Raw genomic sequence first — 25031 nt, forward strand, 5'->3', positions numbered from 1 at the left:
CGGTTCGATGGGCATCCCCTCCTCACCGTGTTCGGTCGTCGCCGAACAGCTGGGCGATGATGGCCGGCCGACTCGGCTTACCCTGCTCGGTGACCGGGACGGTGTCGACAATCTCGAGTAGCACGTCGACGGGGTCTGGGATCGACGCACGCAGCTGCACGGAGATCTCCTCGACGGTCAGCGAGGCTGCGGAATCCAGCACGACGACCGCCCCGAACACCGCATCGGCCCCGTCAGGCGCCGGCACCGCCACCGCGTAGCGAACCTGCGGGAGGTCACACAGCGCCTCTTGGATGTCGACCGGAAAGACGGAGCCCACGGCCGTGTCACGACGGTCGTCAGCGCGACCCCGCACGAGCAGATAACCCTCGTCGTCGACCATCCCGACGTCGCCGGTGGCGAACCACCCGTCGTCGGTGAACCCGGAGTGCGGTGGCGCAACGCTGTATCCGTGGGCCTGTGCCGGTGTCCGGACATGGATGGCGCCCTCTTCCAGCGGCGGGCAGAGCCGCCCATCGCTCGCCCTGATCTGCAGTTCTGTCGACGGCAGCGGTCGTCCCGAGGTACCGAGACGGGGCGAGTCGACGACGTAGTCCGGGCCGGAGAGCATGCTGATCACGCCGAATTCGCTTGCTCCATAGGGATTGACGAGTATCGGTCGGCCAGCCAGCCGTAGTAGCCGACGCCGTAGCGACGGCGCCGCGTCCGCACCGACGTGACTGATTCCGACGACGGAGGACAGGTCTGCTTCGGCGAGGTCGACACTGTCCAGGAGTTCGACGAGGAGCGGTTCGACCAGCGCGAGGTGGGTGATCCGCGCGTCGACGATCGTCTGCAGGACCGACATCGGTGTGAACTCGTTCTGCAGATACACATGTCCCCCGCCGAGAAGAACTGTGTCGACCAGTGTCTGGGCGATGTAGGCCAACGGAGTGCAGACCAGTTGGCGCCTGCCCGGCGTCGGGCCGAGGTCGACCAGCCGACGGTACTCTCCCTGTGTCCGGACACTGGCCTTGGAGACTCCGGTTGTGCCTCCGGTGGCGACCAGAACGCATTCGTCGTCGGACGAGATGGTCACGACTCCCGGCTCGGCCGCCTCGGCTGTCAGCAGATTCGGCAGTCCGGGAACTCCCCCGACCGCAAGCACATTCAGATCCGCGGCACCCGCGATCGATGGTGCGGTGTCCGGGAAGACGATCACCGCGTCCGCGCCGATGCGCGACAGGAACACCCTCAATCTCGCGGGTGACCCCGCATCGGGGCAGTACACGGTGGCCGCGCCGAGAACCGACGCGGCGTACCGAGCCGCGATCGCCTCACCGGTCACCGGCGCGACGAGTGCGACGCGATGTCCCTGTCGGACACCGTGAGTGGACAGAGCACCCACGAGACCCTGAATGAGCTCGAGGAGCTCGCGCCCGGTGAAGCGCCTGCGGTCGTCGACCAGGACCACATCGTCCGAGTCGCGGCGGAGCCGGTGCACGATGTCGTCCAGGTAGGTCGCGAAGCCCTCGGCGTCGGCCATACAGGTGGCTCCTTTGCGGTGATGTCGTCGCCGGAGTGTCGCACGGTGTGCTCCGTCGTCTCACGTGTCAGCGAATGATGTTGTGCGGGACGAGGGGTCCGATGTCGAGCGGGGGCAGCACCCGGACTCCGACCATGATCCCGTCGCACAGCAGGGCGGTCGGCGCGGCCGTGGTGCAGACGTAGTTCGAACGCTTGTCCCAACTGTCGCAGTAACCCTCGAAGCAATAGGTCAACCCATCGGCGGACTTGCTCCACGGGGCGTCTGGGGCTTGGGCACGTTCACCGGCTCGGCACCGGCGACGCCGACCCCGAGGGTGGCTCCACCCGCGGTGAGGAGAGCGATGGCGGCGGCCTTGGCGAGTGTTGGCGGGGTCTTCATCTGTAGTCCTGTCATCCGGGGATCGGTGAGACAAGCATGCTGCTCCCCTCCGTCAGCAATCGTCTGCGCAATGACGTAGGTTTCGGTGCCATCGTGCGCGACGAGTCCCCCTCTGCGCGCGGCTCAGCGTGCGACGGATCTGAAGTGCGGATGCGCCGCACCGTGGTGCCATACGATGCCGACCAGGCATATCACCGTTCCACCCCACAGATTCGGAGCAGCATGCGACTCGGACTCCACGCTCTGGGCATCGGCACCGGAGCGCGCCGCGACATCATCGACGCCGTTGCCCACCATGCCGAGACGCGCGGCTTCCGCACATTGTGGTGCGGGGAGCACGTGGTGATGGTCGATGACCCGGCCTCGCCGTACCCGTACACCCCGGACAAGAGAATCGCGGTCCCCGCCGAGGCCGACTGGCTCGACCCGACGATCGCGCTCTCGTTCGCCGCCGCGGTCACCGACACGATCCGCCTCGCCACCGGGGTGCTGCTCCTTCCCGAACACAACCCCGTCATCGTGGCCAAACAGGCCGCCTCACTCGACCGTCTGAGCGGCGGACGACTGACCCTCGGTGTCGGAGTCGGTTGGTCCCGTGAAGAATTCGACGCGTTGGGAGTCCCATTCGAGCAGCGCGGAGCCCGGGCCGACTCCTACGCGGACGCGATGCGTGTGCTCTGGCGCGACGAGGTCGCCTCCTACCACTCGGAATTCGTCGCCTTCGAGAACATCCGGGTGAATCCGAGACCGGCGGCCGGCCACATTCCGTTCGTCGTGGGCGGCAACAGCGATCGCGCTCTGCGCCGTGTCGTCGGCTGGGGTGATGGCTGGTACGGGTTCAACCTCGACGACGTCGACGCGGTGGCCGATCGGATCAACACGATCGAGCGGCTGTGTTCCGAGAAGGGTCGTGACCGCACCGAGCTCGATGTCGCGGTCGCTCTTCGTGATCCCCATCCCGCGGATCGCGACCGACTCGCTGCTCTCGGCGTCGACGAACTCGTGCTCGTGGAGTCACCGCCTGCGGAGGCCGACGCGGTCCCCGGGTGGTTGGACGAGCTGGTGAGCCGCTGGGGCGTCGAGGACTAACGCAGCCCCGGGTCCGGTTCCTCACGCAACAGGCGTGCGCGCCCTTTGCGTCGATAGCGATAGATCTGAACGGCCCCGAGTCCCCAGAGCACGAACTGCGCCGACATCGCCCAGGTGAACGCCTCGGGCGGATACCCCTGGACACCGTCGGGGGTTCGCCAGTCGAGAATCACACCGATGAGCCCCGCGAGGATCAGACTCGCGATGAAACCCGCCTGATTGATGATCCCGGTCGCCGTGCCCGCCCGCGACGCCGGATTGGACGTGCGGCCGACATCGAAACCGATCATCGACGCGGGGCCGCCCATCCCACAGACCACCACGAGGAGCACGAGAAGCCAGAACGGCGCACCCCCGGGCCACGCCAGTACCACCGTCCAGGTGGCCGCGATGCCGGCGAGCACCGCCAACACCACCGTCGATCGATGCCAGGGCCACCGGGTGATGAGCCACGCGAAGATCGGCCCGAAAGCCATGATGGCGAAGACCATGATCGTCAGGAGCGAACCCGCCGCAGCGGAACTCACCCCCTGGCCCTCCACGAAGAACGGGTACCCCCACAGCAAACCCAGCACAGTGGCGCTGAAATGCGTCGAGAAGTGCATCCAGAAACCCAGCCGGGTCCCCGGGTGCTCCCACGATTCGCTGAGACTGCGCCGGATTCCGGCCAACCCGAGCAAGGGTCCCGACACCGATCGGGTTGCCGCAGAATCCCGCACGACGAGCGCGGACGCCACGAGCAGGACGACCCCGAGCCCGGCGGTTGCCATGTATGCGCGACTCCATCCCCACGAGGACAGCGCCCAGGTCATCGGTATGGCGGCCGCGACCGCGCCGAGCTGGCCGAGCACCCCGGTGAGCTGGGTCAACAACGGAACACGTCGCGCCGGGAACCAACTCGAGACCAGCCGCAGAACACACACGAAGGTCATGGCATCGCCGACCCCGACGAAGAACCGAGACGAGAGGGCCCACGTGTAGCTGTCCGCAAAGGCGAAGCTGAGCTGGGCCAGCGAGAGGATCAACGTGCCGGTGAGAAGAACCCGTCGCGGACCGAACCTGTCGACGAGGAGGCCGACCGGTACCTGCATCAACGCGTACACCAGCAGCTGGAGCACGACGAACGTCGACAGCTGGGAGGCGCTGATCTCGAAACGCTCAGCCGCCAGCAGACCGGCAACGGCCAATGATGATCGCTGCAGCACGGCGACGAAGTAGACCGTGACGCCGACGATCCAGATGATCATCGCCTGCCGCGAACTGGATGACGAGGTCATCTCAGCGTCTCACCGACGGGCCGGGCCTCAGGAACTCTTTCGATCACCTAACTATTGTCCGACACGCTGCGCTTTCGTTGCGAGCGCCCCGCAGGGTGCGGCCTCGATGCCGGATTCCGCGACAGATCCCGCACTCTGCAGCGCCTTGTCAGCGGTCCGCGCCCGCCGACGCTCCGACCAGTTCGGCGTCATCGGCTTCGTTGCCGAGTGCACCATCGCTCGGTCCCTCGCGTCGCGTCCGGGCCATTCGAATCAGGAGCAGCGCCAACAGGATTGCGCCCACCCCCGAACCCGCGATGACCGCCCAGCTCACACGTTCGGCGACACTGCCGGCGGACTGGTTCGACGCGGGAGACGCGGTGTCGCCGGGGGTGGCCGGGGTCAGATTGGTAGACGCGTTGTCGAGGTCCTCGTTGATCGAGTTGAGCACGCCCTGGAGTTGCTTGACCCCGGCGTTCACCTTGTCGGTGGCACTCAGGGTGTCTTCCCGCGCCGATGCGAGGCGGTTGAGTCCGGTGGACAACTGGCCGGCGGCCGTCTGTGCTTGCGTGATCGCGGAGTCGATGCCGGCGGCCGAGGACTCGAGCGACTTCCGCATCGTCGCCAACTCGCCTTGCAGCGAATCGAGGGAGCCGAGCTGCTCACTGATCTCCCGACTCGAACCCTGAAGCGCTCGGAGCCGTTCGAGGGCGTCCGCCGACCCGGGGGTCCGGGTGTTCTCGAGGTAACCGATGAGCGGTGTCACCAGTAAATCGAGCTCGGTGACGGAGTTCGAGAGCGAGGACACCTGCCCGAGGACCGCTGACACCGCCAACGCACCGTCGTTGACCTGGCGGGTCGCCGACGACACATCCGGAGCATTGCCCAGACCTCGCACCAGCTGGTCCGAGGCGGAGGCGGCGGTGTCGACGGCGTCGAAGATGTCGCGCGCACTCCCGGTCGCCGTCGCGATGCCGCCGGTCGCGCTGTTCAGGCCCGCGGACATCAGTTGGAACATCATCTTGGCCGACGACACGGAGTCACCGGCCGCATCGATCTGCTCGGCGGGCGGTCTGGTGTCCTGGGCGTCTGTCGTGTCCGTGGGCAGCGCCAGGTAGACCACCCCGCCGACCAGCAGCGCCGTCAGCAACACCGCAAGAGCACCCACCGGCATCATCGTCGCCGGGACACGCTTGCTCACAACAGTTTTCACACTCACAACGCCGACCGATCCGAACTCCACCACGACTCTCGTGGACACGTCCCGGACGCACGGTACCCGGCCGACCGCCGGCATCCCTCATCGAGAAGCACCGGGCGGCGCGATTATCAGCGAGTTCTCACCCCACACTCAGCGGAAGCGGCGAGCTACCCCCGCGCCATGTCCACGAACCGGGACATGCCAGAACTTCGGCATTACGAAGATGTCGGTACCGTCTCGTAGCTTCTCGGCATGACTACACGCGACTGGCTGGTGGCCATTCCCGCACTAATTGCGGCACTCTCGCCGTTCCTCCACGCTGAACCTGGTTCGCGAGTGGCTCGGCGCCAAGACGCGAGGATTCGCACGCTATCAGAACAAGCAGAGACAATCGGCCTTCGGACCGCCGTTCGGCAAACTCTGCAGTCCGAGGCCAACGATCTGATCGCCTGGGAAGCGGCCCGTCGGAAGTATCCTTCCCGAGGTGGGTTCTGGCCCGCGTACCTGATGTTCGTAGTCTTCGCGATCGCCTACCTTGGACTCTCGTTTGCAGGACTGATGGGCAACACATCGCTGGAAATACTCACCTGGACAATGTGGGCAGGACTGCTTTTCTCAGTCGTGGCGCTACTTCGCGTTGTCCTGCGGACGGCCGCAGAAACCACCCGGGTGCGTCTGTGCAAAGCAACCGATATGGGAGACATTGACTTCATCGATCCGCTGTTCTCGACTCGTCGAACGATGATTAACGCTTTTAAGTTGCCTCGTTACCGAGACGAAGAAATCGCTGCATCGGCGACCACCGTGATCCTCCGGCGCGCACACCTACGACAGCTTCGGGACGACGGCGTTGACACTGCGACCATGGAGCTCATCCAGACTTCACTTCCCGCACTCAGCGATTACGACCGCTGGACAGCAATGGCGCCGAGGATCGGATGCTCGGCTATCAATGCGACTATCCGGGAATTGAACCGGTCGTAAAACCCGACCATCGTCGAGGGCCCGACGCTGCGGCACTTGAGGCGGCCACAAGGCACGTAGTCCTCGAGCTGAAAGCCAGCCTCACTTCGGCCTCCTACCCCCGCGCCATGTCCACGAACCGGCTCAGGTGCAGCTGGTGTGCGACGGTGATCGTGGCGGTCGGGCCGTTACGGTGCTTGCCGACGATGATGTCGGCCTCGCCGGCGCGCGGGTCGTCGCGCTCGATGGAATCGGGACGGTGCAGCAGGATGACCATGTCGGCGTCCTGCTCCAGTGAACCGGACTCGCGGAGGTCCGACACCTGGGGTTTCTTGTCGGTACGTTGCTCCGGACCACGGTTCAGCTGACTGATCGCGATCACCGGGACCTCGAGTTCCTTGGCCAGCAGCTTCAGCTGACGGGAGAACTCCGACACCTCCTGCTGGCGGGACTCCACCTTCTTGCCCGAGGTCATCAGCTGCATGTAGTCCACCGCAACGACTTTCAGGTCGTGGCGCTGTTTGAGACGCCGCGCCTTGGCGCGGATCTCCATCATCGTGAGGTTGGGCGAGTCATCGATGAAGAACGGCGCCTCCGAGATTTCCCCCATCCGGCGGGCGAGGCGGGTCCAGTCGTCGTCGCTCATCGTGCCGGCACGCATGTCGGCGAGCTTGATCTTCGCTTCCGCCGACAACAGACGCATGACGATCTCGGTCTTGCTCATCTCCAGCGAGAACATGGCGGCGGTCAGGCCGTGGCCGATCGCCGCGGAGCGCAGGAAGTCCATGGCGAGCGTCGAATTGTGGGTCGGGACCATCGCCTCGCCCGCGAGGTACAGGTGTTCGGCGTTGTCGACCTGGACGCAGCGCACGGGAACCGGGTCGACGGGGCGGACGGCGACGACGCGCCGGACACCGGCCCGCCTGCGCAGCTCTTTGTGCCGAATCGCCTTGTGGTGCACGGTGAACACGTCATCGTCGGCGTCGACGCGCAACCAACCGGTGGCCGACCGCTTGTAGTTGAATCCGAGTCCGGCCACGAGATCGGCGACGACGGCCGTCATGTGCCGGGTCGCGGCCGGGACGGTGATCCAGCCGTCGTCGTCGACCGAGGCACGGGCGTCGAGCAACCCTGCGAGCAGGGCCCGGCGCTGCGCGATCGAACCGCGCAGGTACTCGTACGGGATGCGCCCACCGAGGTCGGCCATCAGCGTCATGACGTCGACCGGGCCCTCCGCGTCGATCCGCATGCTGATCTCGGGATCGTCGAAGGCCATCCCGGCCAGCGCCGCCACCGTGTAGGGGCCGTAGGCGAAACGCTTGCGCGGCAACTCGAGCGGCGCGGTGTTGCGCACGACAGCGCAGCCGACGTGTGCCCGCAGACCGGCTGTGGTGACAACGCGGCGTTTGCCGTCGATCTCGGCCGCCCACTGGTGCTGCTCGTCCGCGACGATCATCGCGCCGTCGCTGAATTCGATTTCGTAGCAAGGGCGTTCGGTCATCACCTCGGTGGCGGCGACAACCCGGGTGGGTCGGCCGTGCGCATCGAGGAGATGATCGCCGACCCCCACCTTGCCCATCGTTGTCCACCCGGCGGGCGTCGGCAGCGGGGTGTCGAGCGCGAGTGCCTTTCCGACACCCGGACGGGCCGCGACAATGATCATCTGGCCGGGGTGCAGGCCGTTGGTGAGCTTGTCGAAGTCGGCGAACCCCGTCGGGACGCCCAGCGAGATGCCGCCCCGCGATGCGATGGAGTCGATCTCGTCCATCGTCGGCTGCAGCAGATCCTCGAGGGGGACGTAGTCCTCCGCGGTGCGCTTCTCGGTGACCTCGTACACCTCGGCCTGGGCCCGGTCGACCACCTCGGCGACGTCCTGGCCGTCGGCACCGGCGTAGCCGTACTGGACGATGCGGGTGCCGGCCTCCACGAGTCGCCGCAGCAGCGCCTTCTCCGCGACGATCTCCGCGTAATAACCGGCATTGGCGGCAGTGGGCACCGTCGAGATCAGCGTGTGCAGATAGGGCGCACCACCGATCCGTTTGAGTTCGCCCGCGCGCTCGAGTTCCGCGGCGACCGTGACGGCGTCGGCGGGCTCACCCTTCGAGTACAGCGTGAGGACCGCTTCGAACACCGCCTGGTGAGCGGGACGGTAGAAGTCGTTGGTACGGATCTTCTCGACGACGTCGGCGACCGCATCCTTGGACAGCAGCATGCCGCCGAGCACCGACTGCTCGGCGGCCAGATCCTGCGGGGGCTGCCGGCCGAAGTCCTCCGCGGGGATCTCTTCTTCTCCCCGTGCTCGGCCTCCGGCGGCGGGGCCGCGCCCGCGGTCATCCACAACAGCCACGCGTGTCAAACCTCTCGCAACGCTCGATCCCACCCGACATCGAATGAGTACGACCTTGAGTCTGGTGTCGGCCCCGGTAGGCCACGTCGCGAGTCCCCGGTGTCGACGTCGTGTTTCGGTCAGTCTCTTCCTATCGGGTGGCACCGACATCGACTGTCGTGTGCGCCGAGACGGACGGAGACGCTGAGGCGTGACACTAGGACGTCTGCGACCCCGACTCAAACCGACCTGTTGACGAATCTGGGGATCACTTGTGGAGCGTGTGTGAGTGGCCAGGGGACGCGTTGTGCACCCTTTGTGGACAACCTGAGGAATTCGGGTGTGAACAACGCTGTTTCTGCAGCTCAGAGGGCTGACTAATTTCCACAATCAAGGAATTGGAAATCCTTTGGACTTCCTCGGCGCGTCGCCTTGCGGGCGTGTTGCGGGTGCCCGTTCAACCACCCGTGGCGAATATTCGGGTGAACATCCGGTGTGGTCTGCGTTACACCTGGCCAGACGAGGTCCCGAGCATCTTCAGTCGTGCGACTTACCGGTGAACGCCGACGACACGCCTGCCGGGTGTGATGCAATGTCGATCGTGTCGAGGTTGGGGTCCAAGTCGGTCGTCGTCCGTCGCGTGGTCACCGTGCTGGCCGCCCTGAGTGCTGCCGCCGGGCTCGCGACGGCCCCGTCGGCCGACGCCGCACCGGGTCCCTCGATGCCCGTCGAATTCGATCTGTCGCGGTATCAACCGGTCGACCCGACGACGTTCCGGTCTGTGGCCTACGTCGACAACGGGCGCTCCTTCTTCACGACCGGCCGATGGGTGTGCCAGGTCGGCCCCGGCTACCGCTACGTGGGTTGTGCGGGCCGCCCGGCGACCGCCCCGCCGAATGCCATCGGTGCGGTCATCTCCGACGACCAGCAGGGACCCTGGTGGGCGCGCACGGACCAGACCTATCGCTTCGGTCCGAAGAGCGGCTTCCGGCCGCCGCTCCTCGGCGTCGGCAAGCGGGTGACCATCGAGGGCGTCACGTGCACCGTCCCCCGCCGCGACACCGTGGCCTGCCGGACCGGCGAGCGCGCGCTGATCTTCACGCCGGCCTGGCACAAGTTCTTCTTCCCGTCGTGGGACACCCTCGGTCCGGGCAACAACGCGGTCGACCACAGCGCCAACCCGGCGCCGCGGTACCTCCCGCCCCGATTGCAGTACTGGAACCAGCTGCCTGCCAATCCGCCGGCACCGAAGTAGGGACAGACGACGAAGGCCGGGTGGAGATCTCCACCCGGCCTTCGTGCGTGAATGCTGAGGTCAGCTCGCGGCGACGACGGCGAGCTGGACGGTCGCCGAGACCTGCGGGTGCAGGTTGACGACGACCGGGTAGCTACCGGTGGCCTTGATGTGCCCCTTGGGCAGCTCGACGCTGCGCTTGTCGACGGTCGGGCCGCCTGCGGTCTTGATGGCACCGGCGACATCTGCCGCGGTGACCGAACCGAAGAGCTTGCCCGAGTCGTGGGTCTTGACGTCCAGCGAGACATCGGCGAGGCCCTCGAGGGCCTGCTTCAGCTCGTTGGCGTGCTCGAGACCGCGGACCTCGCGGGCTTCCTGCGAACGGCGGATGCCCTCGACCTGCTTCTCGGCTCCGCGGGTGGCCTTGATGGCCAGGCCGCGAGGCAGCAGGTAGTTGCGGCCGTAGCCGTCCTTGACCACGACGATGTCGCCGGCTTCGCCGAGGTTCTCCACGGCGGCGGTGAGGATGAGCTTCATGTCAACTGATCCTTTCCGCTTATCGGCTGGTCGAGGTGAAGGGCAGCAGGGCCACCTCACGCGAGTTCTTCACTGCCACAGCGACGTCGCGCTGATGCTGCACGCAGTTACCGGTCACGCGACGCGACCGGATCTTGCCACGGTCGGACAGGAAACGACGCAGAAGCGCGGTGTCCTTGTAGTCGATGACGGCCTTCTTGTCCTTGCAGAAGCTGCACGCCTTGGTCTTGGTGACCTTCTCGACGCGAGGCTTCCGGCTCGGCTTTGCCTTTGCCATGTGTGTGTTGCTCCAGTCAATGCTTCGGGGACGGTCGCTGCCGTTCCCGGGTGTTCGGGGCGGGTGATCGTGCCCCGAGCGCTATCAGAAAGGTGGTTCGTCGTCCCCGCCGCCGAACGATCCCCCGCTGTTGCTGGCAGGCGCGCTGCCCCAGGGATCGTCGGCAACCTGCTGGTTCGAGTTCCCGCCGCCGCGGCTACCGCCGCCGCCACCGGACCCGAATCCGCCGCCACCACCGCCACCGCGCGAGGCGCGGTTGACCTTGGCGGTGGCATACCGCAGGGAGGGGCCGATCTCGTCGACCTCGAGTTCCACGACCGTGCGTCGTTCGCCCTCTTTGGTTTCGTAGGACCGCTGCTTGAGCCGTCCCTGCACGATCACCCGGGATCCCTTGGTCAGGCTCTCGGTCACGTTCTCCGCGGCGTCGCGCCAGATGTTGCAGCGGAGGAACAGCGCTTCGCCGTCCTTCCACTCATTGGTCTGGCGGTCGAAGGTGCGCGGAGTGGAAGCCACCGTGAAGTTGGCAACCGCTGCGCCCGACGGCGTGAACCGCAGTTCCGGGTCGGCGGTGAGGTTGCCGATGACGGTGATGACCGTGTCGCCTGCCATGTGTTTCCCCTTGGGTCGTGTGGTGGGCACTCGCTGATCGACATGCACCGGGTTGTGTTGAACTGTCGGGTCCAACCCTAGAACCCGGTACCGACGTGTTCAGACGATCAAGAAAGCCTGTGGATTACTTCCGCAGGACCTTGGTGCGCAGAACCGACTCGTTCAGCTTCAGCTGACGATCGAGCTCGGTGACCGTGGCGGGCTCGGCGTTGAGATCGATGACGGCGTAGATGCCCTCGTTGTGCTTGAGGATCTCGTAGGCAAGACGGCGCTTGCCCCAGATGTCGACGCCGTCCACCGAACCGCCATCCTTGCGGACAACATTGAGGAAAGTATCGAGTGAGGGTGCGACGGTGCGCTCGTCCAGATTCGGATCGAGGATGACCATCAATTCGTAGTGACGCATAAGACCACATCACCTCCTATGGGCTAGGTCGGCCACGGACTGTCCGTGGCAGGAGGGTCGCCTGCGTCGGCAACCGGTCCAAGATACATGACCTGCCCGTTCGCAGTGAAATCCGTGGTCACGGGTCGCTGCGGCGACGTCCTGCCGGACCACCTACGCTGTTGCCCATGTCGGAGCGGCGGACAACCCCGGGAAGGTGGTCCGCACGGTTGTCCGGCCGTGGCGAGACGGCCGTCATCGTTCTGGTCTCGGTGCTGGCGACCGCGGCCACGATGTTCTGGAGCTTCCAGGCCAAGCTCCGGTGCGGCGGCGCCCCCTTCGACGCGTTCGGGCGCAGCGACAACTGGCCGACGGGTGATCCCGACGCGGTGATCCCCTGCTACTCGGACCTGATCTACCTGTGGCTCGGCCGCGACATCAACACCCACGTCTTCCCCTACATCCACGGCGGGATCGCCTCCGACGGCACCCTGTTCGGCGGTGTCGTCGAGTACCCGGTGCTCTCCGGCGTGCTCATGTTCTTGGGCGCGACCGGGGCCGACACCGACACCGACTTCTTCATCCAGTCCGCACTCCTGTTGGCGCCGTTCGGTTTCGCGATCACGGTGATGCTCGCGCTGATGGTCCGATGGTGGGCGTTGCTCTGGGCCGCGACACCCCCGCTGGTGCTGTACTCCTTCCACAACTGGGAACTGCCGGTTGTCGCGACGGCCGTCGGGGCGGTCGCCGTGATGGCCTGGGGCGCATCTGTCCAGCCCGGTACAGGTCGACGACGGCTGCCGCTCCGCACGTCCGCGGCCATCGCGGCAGTCCTGCTCGCGGTCGGCTTCTGCCTCAAGCTCTACCCCGGCATCTTCGTATTGCCGCTCGCCGCATACGTTCTCACCCGCGGCGCCGGTGGTGCACGCACCGGCGGGCAACGACGGCGCGGTGGAAGCGGCCTGGACTGGACGGGCGCCGGTTGGGTTGGCGGCGCCGCCGTCGTGACGGTGGCCGCGATCCAGTTGCCGTTCATGGTCCTCGGATTCGACGGATGGAAGGCGGCACTGTCCTTCCAGGGCCGCCGCCGAGCCGACGTCGACACCAATTCCATCTGGTACTGGGGGCTGCGGTACCTCACCGGGACCGGAGACACTTACAACTCCGTGGTCAGCGTGCTGTCCCCGCTGCTGATCCTTGCCTCGTTCGCGGTGGCGATGTACCTCGGGTGGCGCCGGTTCGAGCGCGTCGGCATCTTCCCGTGGATCGGCGTGAGCGGCGCGATGCTGGCGGGTTTCATGCTGTTCCACAAGGTGCACTCGCCGCAGTACACGCTCTGGATTCTGCCGTTCTTCGTTCTCATGAAGGTGCGCTGGCCGGTGATCCTGACCTATCTCCTCGCCGACCTCGCCCTCGACCTGACGATCTTCCGCCTGTTCCCGATCCGGGATGCCGGCGATCCGCTGCCATGGTGGATCGTCACCGGCGTCGCCGGTTCGGTGTGGGTGCACGCGGTTCTGCTCGCCTACCTGATCGTGACCTTCGTGGGCACCCCGCTCCGTGAGCCGTTGGCTGTCCGAATGGCCGCACGGGTTCCCGGTGCCGTCGACCCGTCCTCCGACGGGGAGCGGTTCCGTTCACCGCGCGACACGATCACGAGAGGTTCGGCATGAGTACATGGTTGGCGACCGGCCCACTGGTGCACGATCGGGTCACCCTGCGGCCGATCGGCATCGAGGACATCGGACCGTTGGCGCGCGTCGTCGACGACCCCGCCCTCTTCCGGTGGGTTCCGGGCGTGCCGACCGACGAGGACAGTGCGCGCCGGTACGTCCGGTCGGCTCTCGACTCACGCGTCGCCTTCACCGTCGTCGACAACGCCGACGGCAGCGTGGTCGGGTCGACGAGTTACTACGAGATCGACGAGACCAATCGGTCCGCGTGCATCGGTTACACGTTCTACAGCGAACGCGTCCAGGGGACCGCGGTGAATCCCACCGCCAAGTTCCTGTTGATGCGCCACGCATTCGAGGACTGCGGCGCCGTCCGCCTCACCTGGCACACCCATGAGCTGAACGCTCAGTCGCGCGCTGCGATCTCGAAGCTGGGTGCGAGCTTCGAGGGTCTGCTGCGCAAGCACCGCCGATTCGGTGACGGCTGGCGCACGACCGCCCTGTACGCCATGACCGATGACGATTGGCCCGCGGCCAGAGATCGCCTGCTGCAGCGGATCACCGTCTGAGCGAGACCTACGGGTTCTTGGTGTGTTTTGAATGTCCCCGGGTGCGCCGATCTTCTTTCATCCGCGCCTCGTGCACGTGCCGCTCGCCGTCGGTCAGATCGGCTCGCACCCGGTCGACGTACTCGCGCAACGGGCCCCAGTAGGTGTCGTCGAATTCCTCGACGACCTGGAACGTCCAGCGCCCCTCCAGCACATTGCGGCCCACCAGTTCGGTGGACAGCTCATCGGCGAACTCGGCATGGCCCGCCTCGCGGAGTTCGTCGACGGCCTCCCCCAGCAGCAGATCGCCACGCCCGATGAGCTGATGGAACGAGTAGAGGTGGCCGCGGGCGCGCTCGATGTACTCCAGCGCCTCCCCCACCTTGCCGACCGCCTCCGCGGTGTCGTCCGAGATGTGTGGTGCGGTATCCGACATGACCGGTCAGTACCCAGGGACGCGGTCACCCAATCGTCAGGAGACCTAGAACGTGCATGACCGCTGACCGACCACCGGTTCCGGTTCTCGCGCTGTGTCTGCCGTCCTGGTCGTCGGCGACCGTCGACCGATCCGGTCCGGCGCGCCGTCGAGGACGCCGCCCGCCGGATCGTCGTACCACTTTCCACCGTTCCCGTGACGGACCAGATCGTCACGTGGGTGCCAGATCTGCCACAGGACGACGGCGCAGAGTGCGAGCACCATCAGTCCGCGGAGCACCACAGCAGCGGTGAACCACTGGTCCGGGAGCCAACGACGTTCGGCATCGAGGAACAGACTCATCCGCGGCACCCAGATGAGCGCGTCGATCGCCATCCAGGCCAGCAGCAGGCGAGCGTGTGGAATGGCAAGTACCGCAAGCGGAACCAGCCACAACGAATACTGCGGACTCCACACCTTGTTCACCAGCAGGAAGCCGGCCACGGCGAGGAACGCCAACTGCGCGACACGAGGCCGGTACGGCGCCAGGACACCGATCGCGGCCACCGCGGCGATCACGACCACGGTCAACCCCACCGACAGCGCATTCAGATAGCCGGTGTTCCAGGTGAAACCGGCGGCGTCGGCGACGACCCGGTAGATCGTGTCGGGGTCCGCGGACCGGTCGCCGTTGAACCGGAAGAACTCCCACCACCCCGACGGGTACGGGATCAGGATCGGCAGATTCACCGCGAGCCAGGCGGCGATCGCGGTCGCGGCCGCGACGCCGAACTCGCGGACCTTCCCGGTTCGCAGGCACAGCGCGCCCAGCACCACCAGCAGCAGCGCCGGATACAGCTTGGCCGCGGCGCCGAGTCCGATGAAGACACCCGCCAGCCAGAAGCGCTCCCGCGACCAGGCCAGCAGCGCGACCGCCACCGCCGCGGTGGCGATGGCGTCGAAGTTGGTGAACGCATGCACGAAGACGAGCGGGGACAACGCGGCCAGCCACACCGACCACATGCGGGTTCGCGCGGTGAGCGCGGTGGCCCAGATGGTCACCAACCAGAATGCCGCCAGTCCCAACGCGACGATCGTGAAGAACAGCACGACGTCGAGCGCCCCGGGCACGCCCCAGTGGGTCTCGGCCCAGAGCCACCCCTGGGTCAGCTGCGCCGCGCCGTACATGAACATCCCGGTGAGGACCGGGTACTCCATGTACCGCTTGATGGTCTGTCCCGCGGAGTCCTCCTGGAGCCAGAAGTCCCGGTAGGGCAGCGCGCCCTGGTTGAGCCGCTCGGCGCCGAACAGGCTGATGACGTCGGAGTAGCAGAGGTTGGTGAACTGGCGCTGATCGTCCCAGTCGAGCCGCATCTCCGCGCCCGCGGTGGTGCCGCCGTCGGCCGGTGCCTGTTGCAGGCAGGCGGCTTTGCCGAACCATCCGAGTGCGAGTCCGCACAGCGCCAGGACGAAGAGCACCCGCAGGGGTGTCAGATGTCGGGTCCGGCCGATGACAGCGTGTGCTCCCACCGGTCCACCGACGAGCGAACTCGCCTCGCGCACCATGCCGTCCGTGCGTGTCGGCAGGATCCGCGCGTCGTCGACACGCTGATCACTCGCAAGGGGTGCAGGGCTGTCCCAGACGGGGTCGGGGCCGCTCGCCGCGGAGTCGGCCGCCGGATCCGGGTCAGCCGATGGGCGGTTCAGGGACTCCTCCGCCTCCGTCACCGCCGCCGGGTACACCGTCGCCGGAGTCGCCGCCGCCGTCACCGCCGTCGCCGGGGGCCAATCCGCCGCCGCCCGGGCTGTTGCCACCGCCGCCACCGCCGCCGTTCCGCGGGGCGCCCGGGATGGGGATCGTCACGCCCGGAGCGAGGGTGAGGTTGCCGTCCCCGCCCTGGTCGGGGATGTCGAAGGTCGGCACGGAGGGTCCGCGGGTCCGCGTGGGCGCCTCGGTGGTGACAGGGGCCTCGTAGGGCACGCCGGCCACACCGCCGACCGATTCCGGCTCGGGGAACTGCTTGATCTCCTTGCCCTCGAGGGCGGCGTCCATCGCCGACTTCCAGATCGACGACGGCAGCCCGCTGCCGTAGATCGAGGCACCGTTGTAGTTGGTCAGGGCCGTGCCGTCATTGGTACCGACCCACACCGCGGTCGACAACTGCGGTGTGTAACCGACCATCCACGCGTCCTTGTTCTGCCCGGTGTCGCCGAGCTGGACGGTGCCGGTCTTGGCGGCCGAGGGACGCGAGCCGAGGGACGAGTCGTACAGCGAGTTCCCGTTGGAGTAGGCCGCGATCGGCTGCAGGGCGGCGCTCACGTTGTCGGCGACCTTCGCGGGGAAGACGCGCTTGCCCTCGGTCTTGCGCTCGTAGAGGACCTGCCCCTCCGAGTCGACGACCTTCTGGACGAAGTACGGCTCGTGATAGACGCCCGACGCCGCGAGGGTGGCGTACGCCGAGGCCATGTCGATCACCCGCGACTGGTACTGACCGAGCACCACGCCGCCCTCGGGCTGACCGTTCGCCTCCTGCAGCGTCTTCTCGATGTTGCCGAACGACTCCGCGACACCGGCCTTGTGCGCGGCGTCGGCGACCGCCCGGGCACCACCGTCGAGATCCATCATCAGGCGGTAGTACACGGTGTTGAGCGACATTTTCATCGCCGTGGCGAGGTTGCAGGTGCCGCAGCTCTCACCGTCGGAGTTCTCGACCGTCAGACCACCACTGGCCTCGAACGGCGCCGAGCTGTAGGTCTTCGACAGCGGGATGTCCTGTTCGAGCGCCGCGACGAGTGCGAACACCTTGAACGACGAACCGGTCTGGAGGCCGGCCTGGGCGAGGTCCCAACCGCCCGGGTTGTCGCCGCCGTAATAACCGCGCACACCACCGGTCTGCGGATCGATGGACACCGCCGACGCGAGCAGATCGTCGGGCTCGCCGTTCAGTTCACCGTTCGGGCACTTGTAGATCCGGTTCTTGCGACAGGCTGCCTGCACGACGCCGTTCTGGACCTGCGGATCGATCGTGGTGCTGATCTTCAGGCCGCCGGTGCGCAGCTGCTTGTCGGTGATGCCGATGCGGTTGAGCTCGGCGAGTACCTGCCGCTTGATGAGTCCGTTCGGGCCGGGTGTCTCGTCGGAATCGCTGACGCGGGCCTTGACCGTCTTGGGGAAGACGGCGTTGTCGGCCTGCGCACGGGTGATGGCACCGGTGGCGACCATGCCGTCGAGCACGTAACGCCAACGCGCCTCGGTGACCTCGCGGTTGGTGTCGGGATCGTAGTACGACGGCGCGCGGATGACGGCCGACAGCAGCGCGGCCTCCTCGAAGGTCAACGGATTGCGCTCGGCGCGACGCTTGTCGGTGATGGACTTGTTGAAGAACTTCTGCGCGGCGACCGCGACGCCGTAGGCACCCCGGCCGAAGTAGATCGTGTTGAGATAGGCCTCGAGGACCTTCTCCTTGGACCAGCCGTGCCGGTCGTTCATCTTCGCCGCGATGGCGAGTTCTTTGAACTTGCGGTCGAAACTGCGCTCGTCGCCGACGATCGCGTTCTTGACGTACTGCTGCGTGATGGTCGAGCCACCGCCGGCGGTCTGGTTGCCGGTGATCTGCCCGATAGCCGCACGGGACAGACCGCGCGGCGAGAATCCGTTGTTGGTCCAGAATTCGCGGTCCTCGGCGGCGACGATGGCCTGCTTCATCGTCTCGGGGATCTCGTCGAAGGGGACGACCGTGCGGTTGCCGTCCGGCGAGGTGACATCGGCCAGCGTGCGTCCGGAGGTGTCGACGATGGTGGCCTTCTGGCTCACCTCGGGTTCCGGGATCTCGGCGGTGAAGTAGGTGAACGCGAACGCGACGATGAGCACCAGCACGATCGCCGGGACGATCGCGCCCACGATCCCCAGCGCCCATGCGAACCGCCGATGTCTGGTCGCCGTCTCACTTCTGTTCTGACCGCCACCGCCCGGACCGGGTCGGATGCCGGTGCGCCGGGGCGTGGGCGAAGACCCGCGTGCCTCGCTCATCGTCCACCTTCCTACCGGATCGGGCGGACGTCATCGTCCGTGGATCTCGGTTACCTTCTCTGGCCTCGTGCCGCTCCACTGTGACAGCAGGCAACGGCCCGGGCAAAAAAACCGCAGGCCGGCGCCCTACTTGGCGACGCGTCGGGAGCGACGCGTGGACTGGGGCGGCAGCCCGGCAACGTATGACTGGACCAGATGGTTCCAACTACAGGTCCGGCACACCTCGACGACATGTACCGAGAACTCCTCGGCGGTCGTCGCGAGTCGCGCGATCTCCTCGTTGCTCCGTGCCGAGCCGCTGACCTGGCCCAGACGTTCGCCGAACACCCATGACACCAGGGTGACCTGCTCTTTTCGGCAGATCGGGCACATCGTGGTGCTGGGCCGACCATGGAACTTCGCCGCGCGCAGGAGGTACGGACTCGCGTCGCAGACCTCGGCAACGGCGGTCCGGCCCGCATGGACCGAGGACAGCCGAGCGCGCCGCTGCAGGGCGTAGTCGACGATCTGGCGTTGCACGGTTTTCAGGGTACGTGGTCTCTGCCGGGGCGTCGGCGCGACGGGTCCGGCGAGGAGGCCGCGGAAGCCGGCCCGTGCGCGTCCCGAGATGTCCGTCACGCCAACCGCCGGATGCCCTCCCGGCCATCTGTCCTTCTCCTGACCGACCGCTCGTGGACACCAGTTATATCGGTGCGATACATTGGCAAATACATCGGAATGAGGTGTCGGCGCGTCAGAGCGCGTCGGTACATCAAGTCCGAGGAAGAAGTGACAGATCATCGGCAGGACGTGAAGGGGGTGGCGAAGTGCTCGAGCTGGCCATTCTCGGATTGCTTCTCGAATCCCCCATGCACGGCTACGAGTTGCGCAAGCGACTCACCGGGCTGCTCGGCGCCTTCCGTGCGTTCTCGTATGGATCGCTCTACCCGACGCTGCGTCGCATGCAGGCCGACGGCCTCATCGATGAACCCGAGACGCCCCTGGGCGTCAAGGTGCGGCGTGGCCGGCGTGTCTACCAGCTCACCGACGCAGGCCGGGAACGGTTTGCCGAGCTGGTCGCCGACACCGGACCCCAGAACTACACCGACGACGGTTTCGGTGTGCACCTGGCGTTCTTCAGCCGCACCCCCGCGGTTGCGCGTATGCGCATCCTCGAGGGCCGCCGTCGGCAGGTGGAGGAGCGTCGGGAGGGGTTGCGGGAGATCGTCGGACGGTCCAACCGGACCGTCGACCGGTACACCCGTCAGCTGCATCAGCTCAGCCTCGAGTCCAGCGAACGCGAAGTCCGCTGGCTCAACGAGCTGATCGCGGCCGAGAGCTCCCAGCAGGACGGGGCGCCCGACCCGTTCGACACACAGTTCGACGACGACCTCGCCGACAGCGAACGGTCACAGTTCGATTCGGGGAAGCCCACGGCCTCCACCGGACGAGCCGATGACGAATATCAAGACCCGGACTCGATGCAGAGCCGGGACGCACAGCTCGACGAACCCGAGCAACGGAAAACACCGGTTGCGCAGCGAACGACTGCGATGCCGCGAGAAGAAGGAGAACCCGACCATGGGTGAGCCCAATAAGGTGCGCGTTGCCATTGTGGGCGTAGGAAACTGCGCTTCATCCCTGGTGCAGGGCGTGCAGTACTACAAGGACGCCGACGAGAACTCCAGCGTTCCCGGCCTGATGCACGTGAAGTTCGGCCCGTACCACGTCCGCGACGTCGAGTTCGTCGCCGCGTTCGACGTGGACGCCAAGAAGGTCGGCTTCGACCTGTCCGACGCGATCTTCGCGAGCGAGAACAACACCATCAAGATCGCCGACGTCCCGCCGACCGGTGTCACCGTCCAGCGCGGACACACCCTCGACGGTCTCGGCAAGTACTACCTCGAGACCATCACCGAGGCCGACGGTTCGGGTGTCGACATCGTCCAGGCCCTGAAGGACAACGAGGTCGACGTCCTCGTCAGCTACCTCCCGGTCGGCTCGGAGCAGGCCGACAAGTTCTACGCCCAGTGCTGCATCGACGCCGGCGTCGCCTTCGTCAACGCACTCCCCGTGTTCATCGCCTCGGACCCCGAGTGGGCCCAGAAGTTCGCCGACGCCGGCGTCCCGATCGTCGGCGACGACATCAAGAGCCAGGTCGGTGCCACCATCACCCACCGCGTGATGGCGAAGCTGTTCGAGGATCGCGGCGTCACCCTCGACCGCACCTACCAGCTCAACGTCGGCGGCAACATGGACTTCAAGAACATGCTCGAGCGCGAGCGTCTGGAGTCCAAGAAGGTCTCGAAGACCCAGGCCGTCACCTCCAACCTGACCGGCTCGCTCGCCGGCAAGGTCGAGGACAAGAACGTCCACATCGGCCCGTCGGACCACGTCGCGTGGCTCGACGACCGCAAGTGGGCCTACGTCCGCCTCGAAGGCCGCGCCTTCGGCGACGTGCCGCTGAACCTCGAGTACAAGCTCGAGGTCTGGGACTCCCCCAACTCGGCCGGCATCATCATCGACGCCGTGCGCGCCGCCAAGATCGCCAAGGATCGCGGCATCGGCGGACCGGTCATCCCGGCCTCGGCCTACCTGATGAAGTCCCCGCCGAAGCAGCTCGCCGACGACGTCGCGCGCGCCCAGCTCGAGGAGTTCATCATCGAGGCCTGAGCCTTGTAGAACGCAACCCGGCGGCGCTTCCTGATCTGATCAGGGAGCGCCGCTTCTGTTGTCGCCGTCCCGCCACCCCACTCGACGGAAACCGCAGGTCATCCAACCAAATCAGTGACCGCGTCAAACCCTTCACATAGAGTGTTGTCGATTGCTCCGAGTGGCCCGGTATCGGGCACATCGGACATCACGAGACCCCGTACCAACAGAAAGGCGCAAACCATGGGCGTGAGCCTGAGCAAGGGCGGCAACGTTTCCCTCAGCAAGGAGGCTCCGGGCCTGACTGCGGTCTCCGTCGGCCTCGGCTGGGACATCCGGACCACCACCGGAACCGACTTCGACCTGGACGCCAGCGCCATCGCGCTCGGTACCGACAAGAAGGTCGTCTCCGATCAGCACTTCGTCTTCTTCAACAACCTGCGTTCGCCCGACGGCTCGATCGAGCACACCGGCGACAACCTGACCGGTGAGGGCGAAGGCGACGACGAGGTCATCAAGGTCGACCTCGCCGGCGTGCCGCCGAACATCGACTCCATCGTCTTCCCCGTCTCGATCTACGACGCCGACGCACGCTCGCAGTCCTTCGGTCAGGTGCGCAACGCGTTCATCCGCGTCGTGAACCAGGCCGGCGGTGCCGAGATCGCCCGCTACGACCTCAGCGAGGACGCCTCCACCGAGACCGCGATGGTCTTCGGTGAGCTGTACCGTCATGGGTCGGAGTGGAAGTTCCGCGCGGTCGGCCAGGGCTACGCCTCGGGTCTCGCGGGCATCGCCCGCGATTTCGGTGTGAACGTCTGAGTCCTCTCGGACTCCGGCTGTCCGCCTGACATGCCCGTGGATGCCGCACTCGCCCTACTGGCGGGTGCGGCATCCGCATGTCACACTCCTCTCCGACGATGCGGTCGGCTGGACCACACACACCCTTAGAAAGGCCACAATCCGGTGGTAGTAAGAATTTTCGGCCTCTCGGTCGTCGTGACGATCGTGTCGCTGATCATCGCGTTCCTCTATGGCGGTGTCGAAGCGCTGATCCTGACCGCCATCCTCGGCGTCTTCGAGATCTCGCTCTCCTTCGACAACGCGGTCATCAACGCCACGATCCTCCGTCGGATGAGCGAGTTCTGGCAGAAGATCTTCCTCACCATCGGCATCCTGATCGCCGTCTTCGGCATGCGCCTGGTGTTCCCGCTGGTCATCGTGTGGCTCGCCTCGGGCCTCAATCCCGTCGATGCACTCGACCTCGCACTGAACCCGCCGCCCAACGACGCGGCGTACTTCGCCAACGGCGATCCCAGCTACGAGACGATCATCACCGACGCCCACCCGCAGATCGCGGCGTTCGGCGGCATGTTCCTGCTGATGCTGTTCCTGGGCTTCGTCTTCGAGCAGAAGGAACTGACCTGGCTGACCTGGATCGAGCGTCCGCTCGAGAAGATCGGCAAGCTGGAGATGCTCGAGGTCGTCATCGCGCTCATCCTGCTGATTCTCACGGCCACCTACATCGCGCCGGCCGACGAGCGGTCGACGGTCATGATCGCCGGTGCGCTCGGCATGCTCACCTACATCCTGGTCAACGGCCTCGGCGAGTACTTCAACGTCGAAACCGAGGACGACGACGACGAGGCGGCCGAGCCCGGCACCGATGCCGCCGAGAAGGCGGCGGGCGAGAGGTCCAACGGCAAGTCGGGACCGTCGGACCTGGCCAAGGCCACCGGCAAGGCGGGCTTCTTCCTGTTCCTCTACCTCGAGGTGCTCGACGCGTCGTTCTCGTTCGACGGCGTCATCGGCGCGTTCGCCATCACCGCGGACCCGATCATCATCGCCCTCGGCCTCGGCCTCATCGGTGCGATGTTCGTCCGTTCGCTCACCGTCTACCTGGTGCGCAAGGGCACGCTGTCGGAGTACGTGTACCTCGAGCACGGTGCGCACTGGGCGATCGGCGCGCTGGCGTTCATCCTGCTGTACTCGATCGGGACACACGTGCCGGAGATCATCACCGGCCTGATCGGCGTCGCGCTGATCATCGCCGCGCTGATCTCCAGCATCATCCGCCGCAACCGCCTCGCGGCGAGGGGCGAAGTGGAGAAGGTCGAGGTCTGACCCTTCGCTCGCTGAGCTGAGGTGCGAGCGAGCGCTCCCCCTGCTCTCTGAGGTGCGCGAGCGAAACGCCTCCCCTGCTCCCTGAGGTGCGCGAGCGAAACGCCTCCCCTGCTCCCTGAGGTGCGCGAGCGAAACGCCTCCCCTGCTCCCTGAGGTGCGCGAGCGAAACGCCTCCCCTGCTCCCTGAGGTGCGAGCGAAGCGAGCCTCGAAGGGCTCGGTGACCTGAGTCGCCAAACCCTTCGAGGCTCGTCGCTATCGCTCCTCACACCTCAGGGAGCAGAGGGTGTGTCCCCCGAGTAGACACGCTGCGGCGCAGTCTTTTTCGACGGACCGGACTCAGCCCTGTTGCTGACCGAGTTGCTGGCTGATCTGCTGGTTGATCTGCTGCAGACCAGGGACCGACATTCCGGGTAGGTGGCCCTGGATGGTACGCACGATGGACGAGTCGTCGCGCACCTTCTCGCTGGACTGGACCAGAACGGTTCCGGCGCCGGTGAAATCGAACTGACGCTCCTCGCCTGAGTTCAACCCCATCCGCCGGCCCGCGGCGGCGATGAACCCGTTGACCCACGCCTCGTCGTAGTGGTGACTCGGAGACGGGCAATCCGACCACCCGACAAGGGCTTCCGGGTCGACGCGCACTGGCGGTTCGACGAACATGACCGGACCGTTCGACGACGCGAGGAACTTGCCGGTACCGATGAGCGTCAGAAAACCCGGCACGATGGACTGGTTCAGCGACAGGTTCGGCTGGAACGCAAGCAGATTGGCTGCTCGGATGGTGAGGTTGCCGTCTTCGAGGTCGTAGGCGTTGATGTCGTAACCGCGATCACCGATGATCAGCTTGCCGTGGCCCTCGGCGACGACATAGTCACCGAGGTACAGCGGGGCGGAGAACTGCTGGGCCACCATCTGCAGCATGTTGCCCTGCAGCCCCTGCGTGAGCGCGGTGAACTGCATCTGACCGTAGTAGGCGATCATCGCGCCCTTGGACATGAACCAGGGCTGGTTGAGGTCGATGCAGAACGAGTAGTTGTTGTCCGGAACATTGTCGTCCGATGGCAGATTCATCGGACTCCACACTGTGTTGAGTTGGCTCACAGCTTCTCCTCCGATGCCTGCACGTACACGATGCCCTGTCCGGAGCACTCCAATTGCATTGCCTCACCGCCGGTTCGGCCGACATTCCGCCAGCTCATCGACGATCGCAGGGTGGTGTTGACCTGCCCCGCCGATCCGACGAAGGCCTGAGGATCGACGCTCACCGGCGGCTTCTGCGGCGACACCTCGAGCTCGAAGACCCCGCCGTGCCCGAGGAGGACCGCCGAGCCGGGACCCGACAGCTGCGTCGTGAACATGCCCTGGCCGGTCACTGCGCCGGCCGCCGCGTTCCGCAGCGCCCCGAACAGCCCGCCGCCACCGCCACCGCCGCCGCCGCCCTGTGACGCGACCGAGACGACCGACGCCTGCAGGTTGGCCCCGTAGGCGAGCAGGCGTGATGCTTCGACGCGCATCATCCCGCCGACTGCGCCGAGATCCACGACGTGGACCTCGATCCCGAGGAAGCCGTAGTGCACCTCACCGTGCCCCTGGGCGATCATCGTGGACTCGTGCTCGCCGGCGAGCATCCGACCGGCCATGCCGCCCATCCCGCCCAGTCCCGGCATCCCGCCGCCCATGCCGCCGGCACCCGCGATCTGGTGGGGCTGGAAGTGCACATCGCCCTTGTAGAAGAGCATCGCCCCACGTCGAGCGATGACCGGACCGGTCCGACCGATGTCGACGGAGACGACCTTGCTGTTGACCTTGGTGAACATTCTCGCTACCTC

The 25031-nt window shown here is 66.3% G+C and carries 25 protein-coding genes; 9 read left to right on the plus strand and 16 right to left on the minus strand.

From position 1 onward, the window contains the following. Window positions 1-22: 22 nt before the first annotated feature. The 3 genes from BCM27_RS24360 to BCM27_RS25845 all read right to left on the minus strand — a co-directional run bounded on the left by BCM27_RS24360 (window position 23) and on the right by BCM27_RS25845 (window position 1906). Window positions 23-1525 (minus strand): class I adenylate-forming enzyme family protein, encoded by a 1503-nt coding sequence (locus tag BCM27_RS24360; protein WP_004020671.1) that lies wholly within the window; start codon window positions 1523-1525, stop codon window positions 23-25. 67 nt (window positions 1526-1592) lie between these two features. After that, window positions 1593-1760 (minus strand): hypothetical protein, encoded by a 168-nt coding sequence (locus BCM27_RS25840; RefSeq protein WP_004020670.1) that lies wholly within the window; start codon window positions 1758-1760, stop codon window positions 1593-1595. Beyond that, complete coding sequence (locus tag BCM27_RS25845; protein ID WP_156036617.1) at window positions 1757-1906, minus strand: hypothetical protein; 150 nt, start codon at window positions 1904-1906, stop codon at window positions 1757-1759. The genes BCM27_RS25840 and BCM27_RS25845 overlap by 4 nt, the downstream gene beginning before the upstream one ends. A 222-nt stretch (window positions 1907-2128) precedes the next feature. Between BCM27_RS25845 and BCM27_RS24365 the strand changes: the two genes are divergently transcribed. Continuing rightward, entirely contained in the window at window positions 2129-2995 is an 867-nt protein-coding gene (locus BCM27_RS24365) for an LLM class F420-dependent oxidoreductase (RefSeq protein ID WP_033204294.1), read from the plus strand. On the opposite strand, the gene BCM27_RS24370 is transcribed toward BCM27_RS24365, so the two are convergent. Both BCM27_RS24370 and BCM27_RS24375 read right to left on the minus strand, forming a co-directional pair. After that, entirely contained in the window at window positions 2992-4272 is a 1281-nt protein-coding gene (locus BCM27_RS24370) for an MFS transporter (RefSeq protein ID WP_033204165.1), read from the minus strand. The two genes, BCM27_RS24365 and BCM27_RS24370, sit on opposite strands and share 4 nt — an antisense overlap. 148 nt (window positions 4273-4420) lie before the next feature. Further along, window positions 4421-5452: a hypothetical protein gene (locus BCM27_RS24375; RefSeq protein ID WP_239450635.1), complete on the minus strand. Its 1032-nt coding sequence runs from the start codon at window positions 5450-5452 to the stop codon at window positions 4421-4423. Window positions 5453-5704: 252 nt separating this feature from the next. Between BCM27_RS24375 and BCM27_RS24380 the strand changes: the two genes are divergently transcribed. Further along, complete coding sequence (locus BCM27_RS24380) at window positions 5705-6436, plus strand: hypothetical protein (protein ID WP_004020666.1); 732 nt, start codon at window positions 5705-5707, stop codon at window positions 6434-6436. 94 nt (window positions 6437-6530) lie between these two features. On the opposite strand, the gene dnaB is transcribed toward BCM27_RS24380, so the two are convergent. Further along, on the minus strand, window positions 6531-8762 hold the full coding sequence (gene dnaB / locus BCM27_RS24385; RefSeq protein WP_004020665.1) for a replicative DNA helicase: 2232 nt from the start codon (window positions 8760-8762) through the stop codon (window positions 6531-6533). Window positions 8763-9333: 571 nt separating this feature from the next. On the opposite strand from dnaB, the gene BCM27_RS24390 reads away from it, so the two are divergent. Continuing rightward, window positions 9334-9996: a hypothetical protein gene (locus BCM27_RS24390; RefSeq protein WP_004020664.1), complete on the plus strand. Its 663-nt coding sequence runs from the start codon at window positions 9334-9336 to the stop codon at window positions 9994-9996. A gap of 60 nt (window positions 9997-10056) precedes the next feature. Here BCM27_RS24390 and rplI read toward each other — a convergent pair whose 3' ends face one another. The 4 genes from rplI to rpsF form a co-directional block, all read right to left on the minus strand. After that, window positions 10057-10512, minus strand: a complete 456-nt coding sequence (rplI, locus tag BCM27_RS24395) for a 50S ribosomal protein L9 (RefSeq protein WP_004020663.1) — start codon at window positions 10510-10512, stop codon at window positions 10057-10059. A 19-nt stretch (window positions 10513-10531) separates the two neighbouring features. Next, a complete protein-coding gene (rpsR, locus tag BCM27_RS24400) occupies window positions 10532-10789 on the minus strand; it encodes a 30S ribosomal protein S18 (protein WP_004020662.1) in 258 nt (85 codons plus the stop codon). 84 nt (window positions 10790-10873) lie between these two features. Continuing rightward, on the minus strand, window positions 10874-11398 hold the full coding sequence (locus tag BCM27_RS24405) for a single-stranded DNA-binding protein (protein ID WP_004020661.1): 525 nt from the start codon (window positions 11396-11398) through the stop codon (window positions 10874-10876). A 124-nt stretch (window positions 11399-11522) separates the two neighbouring features. Continuing rightward, window positions 11523-11804, minus strand: coding sequence for a 30S ribosomal protein S6 (rpsF, locus tag BCM27_RS24410; RefSeq protein ID WP_004020660.1), 282 nt, complete (start codon window positions 11802-11804; stop codon window positions 11523-11525). Window positions 11805-11971: 167 nt separating this feature from the next. On the opposite strand from rpsF, the gene BCM27_RS24415 reads away from it, so the two are divergent. Both BCM27_RS24415 and BCM27_RS24420 read left to right on the plus strand, forming a co-directional pair. After that, window positions 11972-13456 (plus strand): hypothetical protein, encoded by a 1485-nt coding sequence (locus tag BCM27_RS24415; RefSeq protein ID WP_051987064.1) that lies wholly within the window; start codon window positions 11972-11974, stop codon window positions 13454-13456. Beyond that, window positions 13453-14025 carry a GNAT family N-acetyltransferase gene (locus BCM27_RS24420; RefSeq protein WP_004020658.1) on the plus strand — a complete coding sequence of 191 codons (573 nt, stop codon included), beginning with the start codon at window positions 13453-13455 and terminating at the stop codon, window positions 14023-14025. The genes BCM27_RS24415 and BCM27_RS24420 overlap by 4 nt, the downstream gene beginning before the upstream one ends. Window positions 14026-14032: 7 nt before the next feature. On the opposite strand, the gene BCM27_RS24425 is transcribed toward BCM27_RS24420, so the two are convergent. The 4 genes from BCM27_RS24425 to BCM27_RS24440 form a co-directional block, all read right to left on the minus strand. Beyond that, entirely contained in the window at window positions 14033-14440 is a 408-nt protein-coding gene (locus BCM27_RS24425) for a hypothetical protein (RefSeq protein WP_004020657.1), read from the minus strand. A 45-nt stretch (window positions 14441-14485) separates the two neighbouring features. Continuing rightward, window positions 14486-16147 carry a glycosyltransferase family 87 protein gene (locus BCM27_RS24430; protein ID WP_004020656.1) on the minus strand — a complete coding sequence of 554 codons (1662 nt, stop codon included), beginning with the start codon at window positions 16145-16147 and terminating at the stop codon, window positions 14486-14488. Then, the gene (locus tag BCM27_RS24435; RefSeq protein WP_004020655.1) at window positions 16107-18449 is read right to left on the minus strand and encodes a transglycosylase domain-containing protein; all 2343 of its coding nucleotides are present in this window, start codon (window positions 18447-18449) and stop codon (window positions 16107-16109) included. Before BCM27_RS24435 ends, BCM27_RS24430 begins: the two co-directional genes overlap by 41 nt. Window positions 18450-18575: 126 nt before the next feature. Beyond that, window positions 18576-18968: a DUF5318 family protein gene (locus tag BCM27_RS24440; RefSeq protein ID WP_010844588.1), complete on the minus strand. Its 393-nt coding sequence runs from the start codon at window positions 18966-18968 to the stop codon at window positions 18576-18578. A gap of 287 nt (window positions 18969-19255) precedes the next feature. On the opposite strand from BCM27_RS24440, the gene BCM27_RS24445 reads away from it, so the two are divergent. From BCM27_RS24445 to BCM27_RS24460, 4 genes are all read left to right on the plus strand, one after another. Further along, window positions 19256-20017, plus strand: a complete 762-nt coding sequence (locus BCM27_RS24445; protein ID WP_004020653.1) for a PadR family transcriptional regulator — start codon at window positions 19256-19258, stop codon at window positions 20015-20017. Then, window positions 20010-21101, plus strand: a complete 1092-nt coding sequence (locus BCM27_RS24450) for an inositol-3-phosphate synthase (RefSeq protein ID WP_004020652.1) — start codon at window positions 20010-20012, stop codon at window positions 21099-21101. Before BCM27_RS24445 ends, BCM27_RS24450 begins: the two co-directional genes overlap by 8 nt. Before the next feature lie 222 nt (window positions 21102-21323). After that, on the plus strand, window positions 21324-21899 hold the full coding sequence (locus BCM27_RS24455; protein ID WP_004020651.1) for a TerD family protein: 576 nt from the start codon (window positions 21324-21326) through the stop codon (window positions 21897-21899). Window positions 21900-22043: 144 nt separating this feature from the next. Next, window positions 22044-23201, plus strand: coding sequence for a DUF475 domain-containing protein (locus tag BCM27_RS24460; protein WP_033204167.1), 1158 nt, complete (start codon window positions 22044-22046; stop codon window positions 23199-23201). Window positions 23202-23538: 337 nt separating this feature from the next. Here the strand turns inward: BCM27_RS24460 and BCM27_RS24465 are convergent, their stop codons facing one another. Beyond that, window positions 23539-24303 carry an AIM24 family protein gene (locus BCM27_RS24465; protein WP_004021133.1) on the minus strand — a complete coding sequence of 255 codons (765 nt, stop codon included), beginning with the start codon at window positions 24301-24303 and terminating at the stop codon, window positions 23539-23541. Next, window positions 24300-25019: an AIM24 family protein gene (locus BCM27_RS24470; RefSeq protein ID WP_004021132.1), complete on the minus strand. Its 720-nt coding sequence runs from the start codon at window positions 25017-25019 to the stop codon at window positions 24300-24302. The genes BCM27_RS24465 and BCM27_RS24470 overlap by 4 nt, the downstream gene beginning before the upstream one ends. Window positions 25020-25031: the final 12 nt, after the last annotated feature.

The sequence above is a fragment of the Gordonia terrae genome, assembly GCF_001698225.1.
GTDB lineage: Bacteria > Actinomycetota > Actinomycetes > Mycobacteriales > Mycobacteriaceae > Gordonia > Gordonia terrae.

Coding starts and splice junctions, on each gene's coding strand:
- BCM27_RS24360 (WP_004020671.1), bottom strand. CDS start 1,525: ATGGCCGACGCCGAGGGCTTCGCGACCTACCTGGACGACATCGTGCAC.
- BCM27_RS25845 (WP_156036617.1), bottom strand. CDS start 1,906: ATGAAGACCCCGCCAACACTCGCCAAGGCCGCCGCCATCGCTCTCCTC.
- BCM27_RS24365 (WP_033204294.1), top strand. CDS start 2,129: ATGCGACTCGGACTCCACGCTCTGGGCATCGGCACCGGAGCGCGCCGC.
- BCM27_RS24370 (WP_033204165.1), bottom strand. CDS start 4,272: ATGACCTCGTCATCCAGTTCGCGGCAGGCGATGATCATCTGGATCGTC.
- BCM27_RS24380 (WP_004020666.1), top strand. CDS start 5,705: ATGACTACACGCGACTGGCTGGTGGCCATTCCCGCACTAATTGCGGCA.
- BCM27_RS24390 (WP_004020664.1), top strand. CDS start 9,334: ATGTCGATCGTGTCGAGGTTGGGGTCCAAGTCGGTCGTCGTCCGTCGC.
- rplI (WP_004020663.1), bottom strand. CDS start 10,512: ATGAAGCTCATCCTCACCGCCGCCGTGGAGAACCTCGGCGAAGCCGGC.
- rpsR (WP_004020662.1), bottom strand. CDS start 10,789: ATGGCAAAGGCAAAGCCGAGCCGGAAGCCTCGCGTCGAGAAGGTCACC.
- BCM27_RS24405 (WP_004020661.1), bottom strand. CDS start 11,398: ATGGCAGGCGACACGGTCATCACCGTCATCGGCAACCTCACCGCCGAC.
- rpsF (WP_004020660.1), bottom strand. CDS start 11,804: ATGCGTCACTACGAATTGATGGTCATCCTCGATCCGAATCTGGACGAG.
- BCM27_RS24415 (WP_051987064.1), top strand. CDS start 11,972: ATGTCGGAGCGGCGGACAACCCCGGGAAGGTGGTCCGCACGGTTGTCC.
- BCM27_RS24420 (WP_004020658.1), top strand. CDS start 13,453: ATGAGTACATGGTTGGCGACCGGCCCACTGGTGCACGATCGGGTCACC.
- BCM27_RS24425 (WP_004020657.1), bottom strand. CDS start 14,440: ATGTCGGATACCGCACCACACATCTCGGACGACACCGCGGAGGCGGTC.
- BCM27_RS24435 (WP_004020655.1), bottom strand. CDS start 18,449: ATGAGCGAGGCACGCGGGTCTTCGCCCACGCCCCGGCGCACCGGCATC.
- BCM27_RS24450 (WP_004020652.1), top strand. CDS start 20,010: ATGGGTGAGCCCAATAAGGTGCGCGTTGCCATTGTGGGCGTAGGAAAC.
- BCM27_RS24455 (WP_004020651.1), top strand. CDS start 21,324: ATGGGCGTGAGCCTGAGCAAGGGCGGCAACGTTTCCCTCAGCAAGGAG.
- BCM27_RS24470 (WP_004021132.1), bottom strand. CDS start 25,019: ATGTTCACCAAGGTCAACAGCAAGGTCGTCTCCGTCGACATCGGTCGG.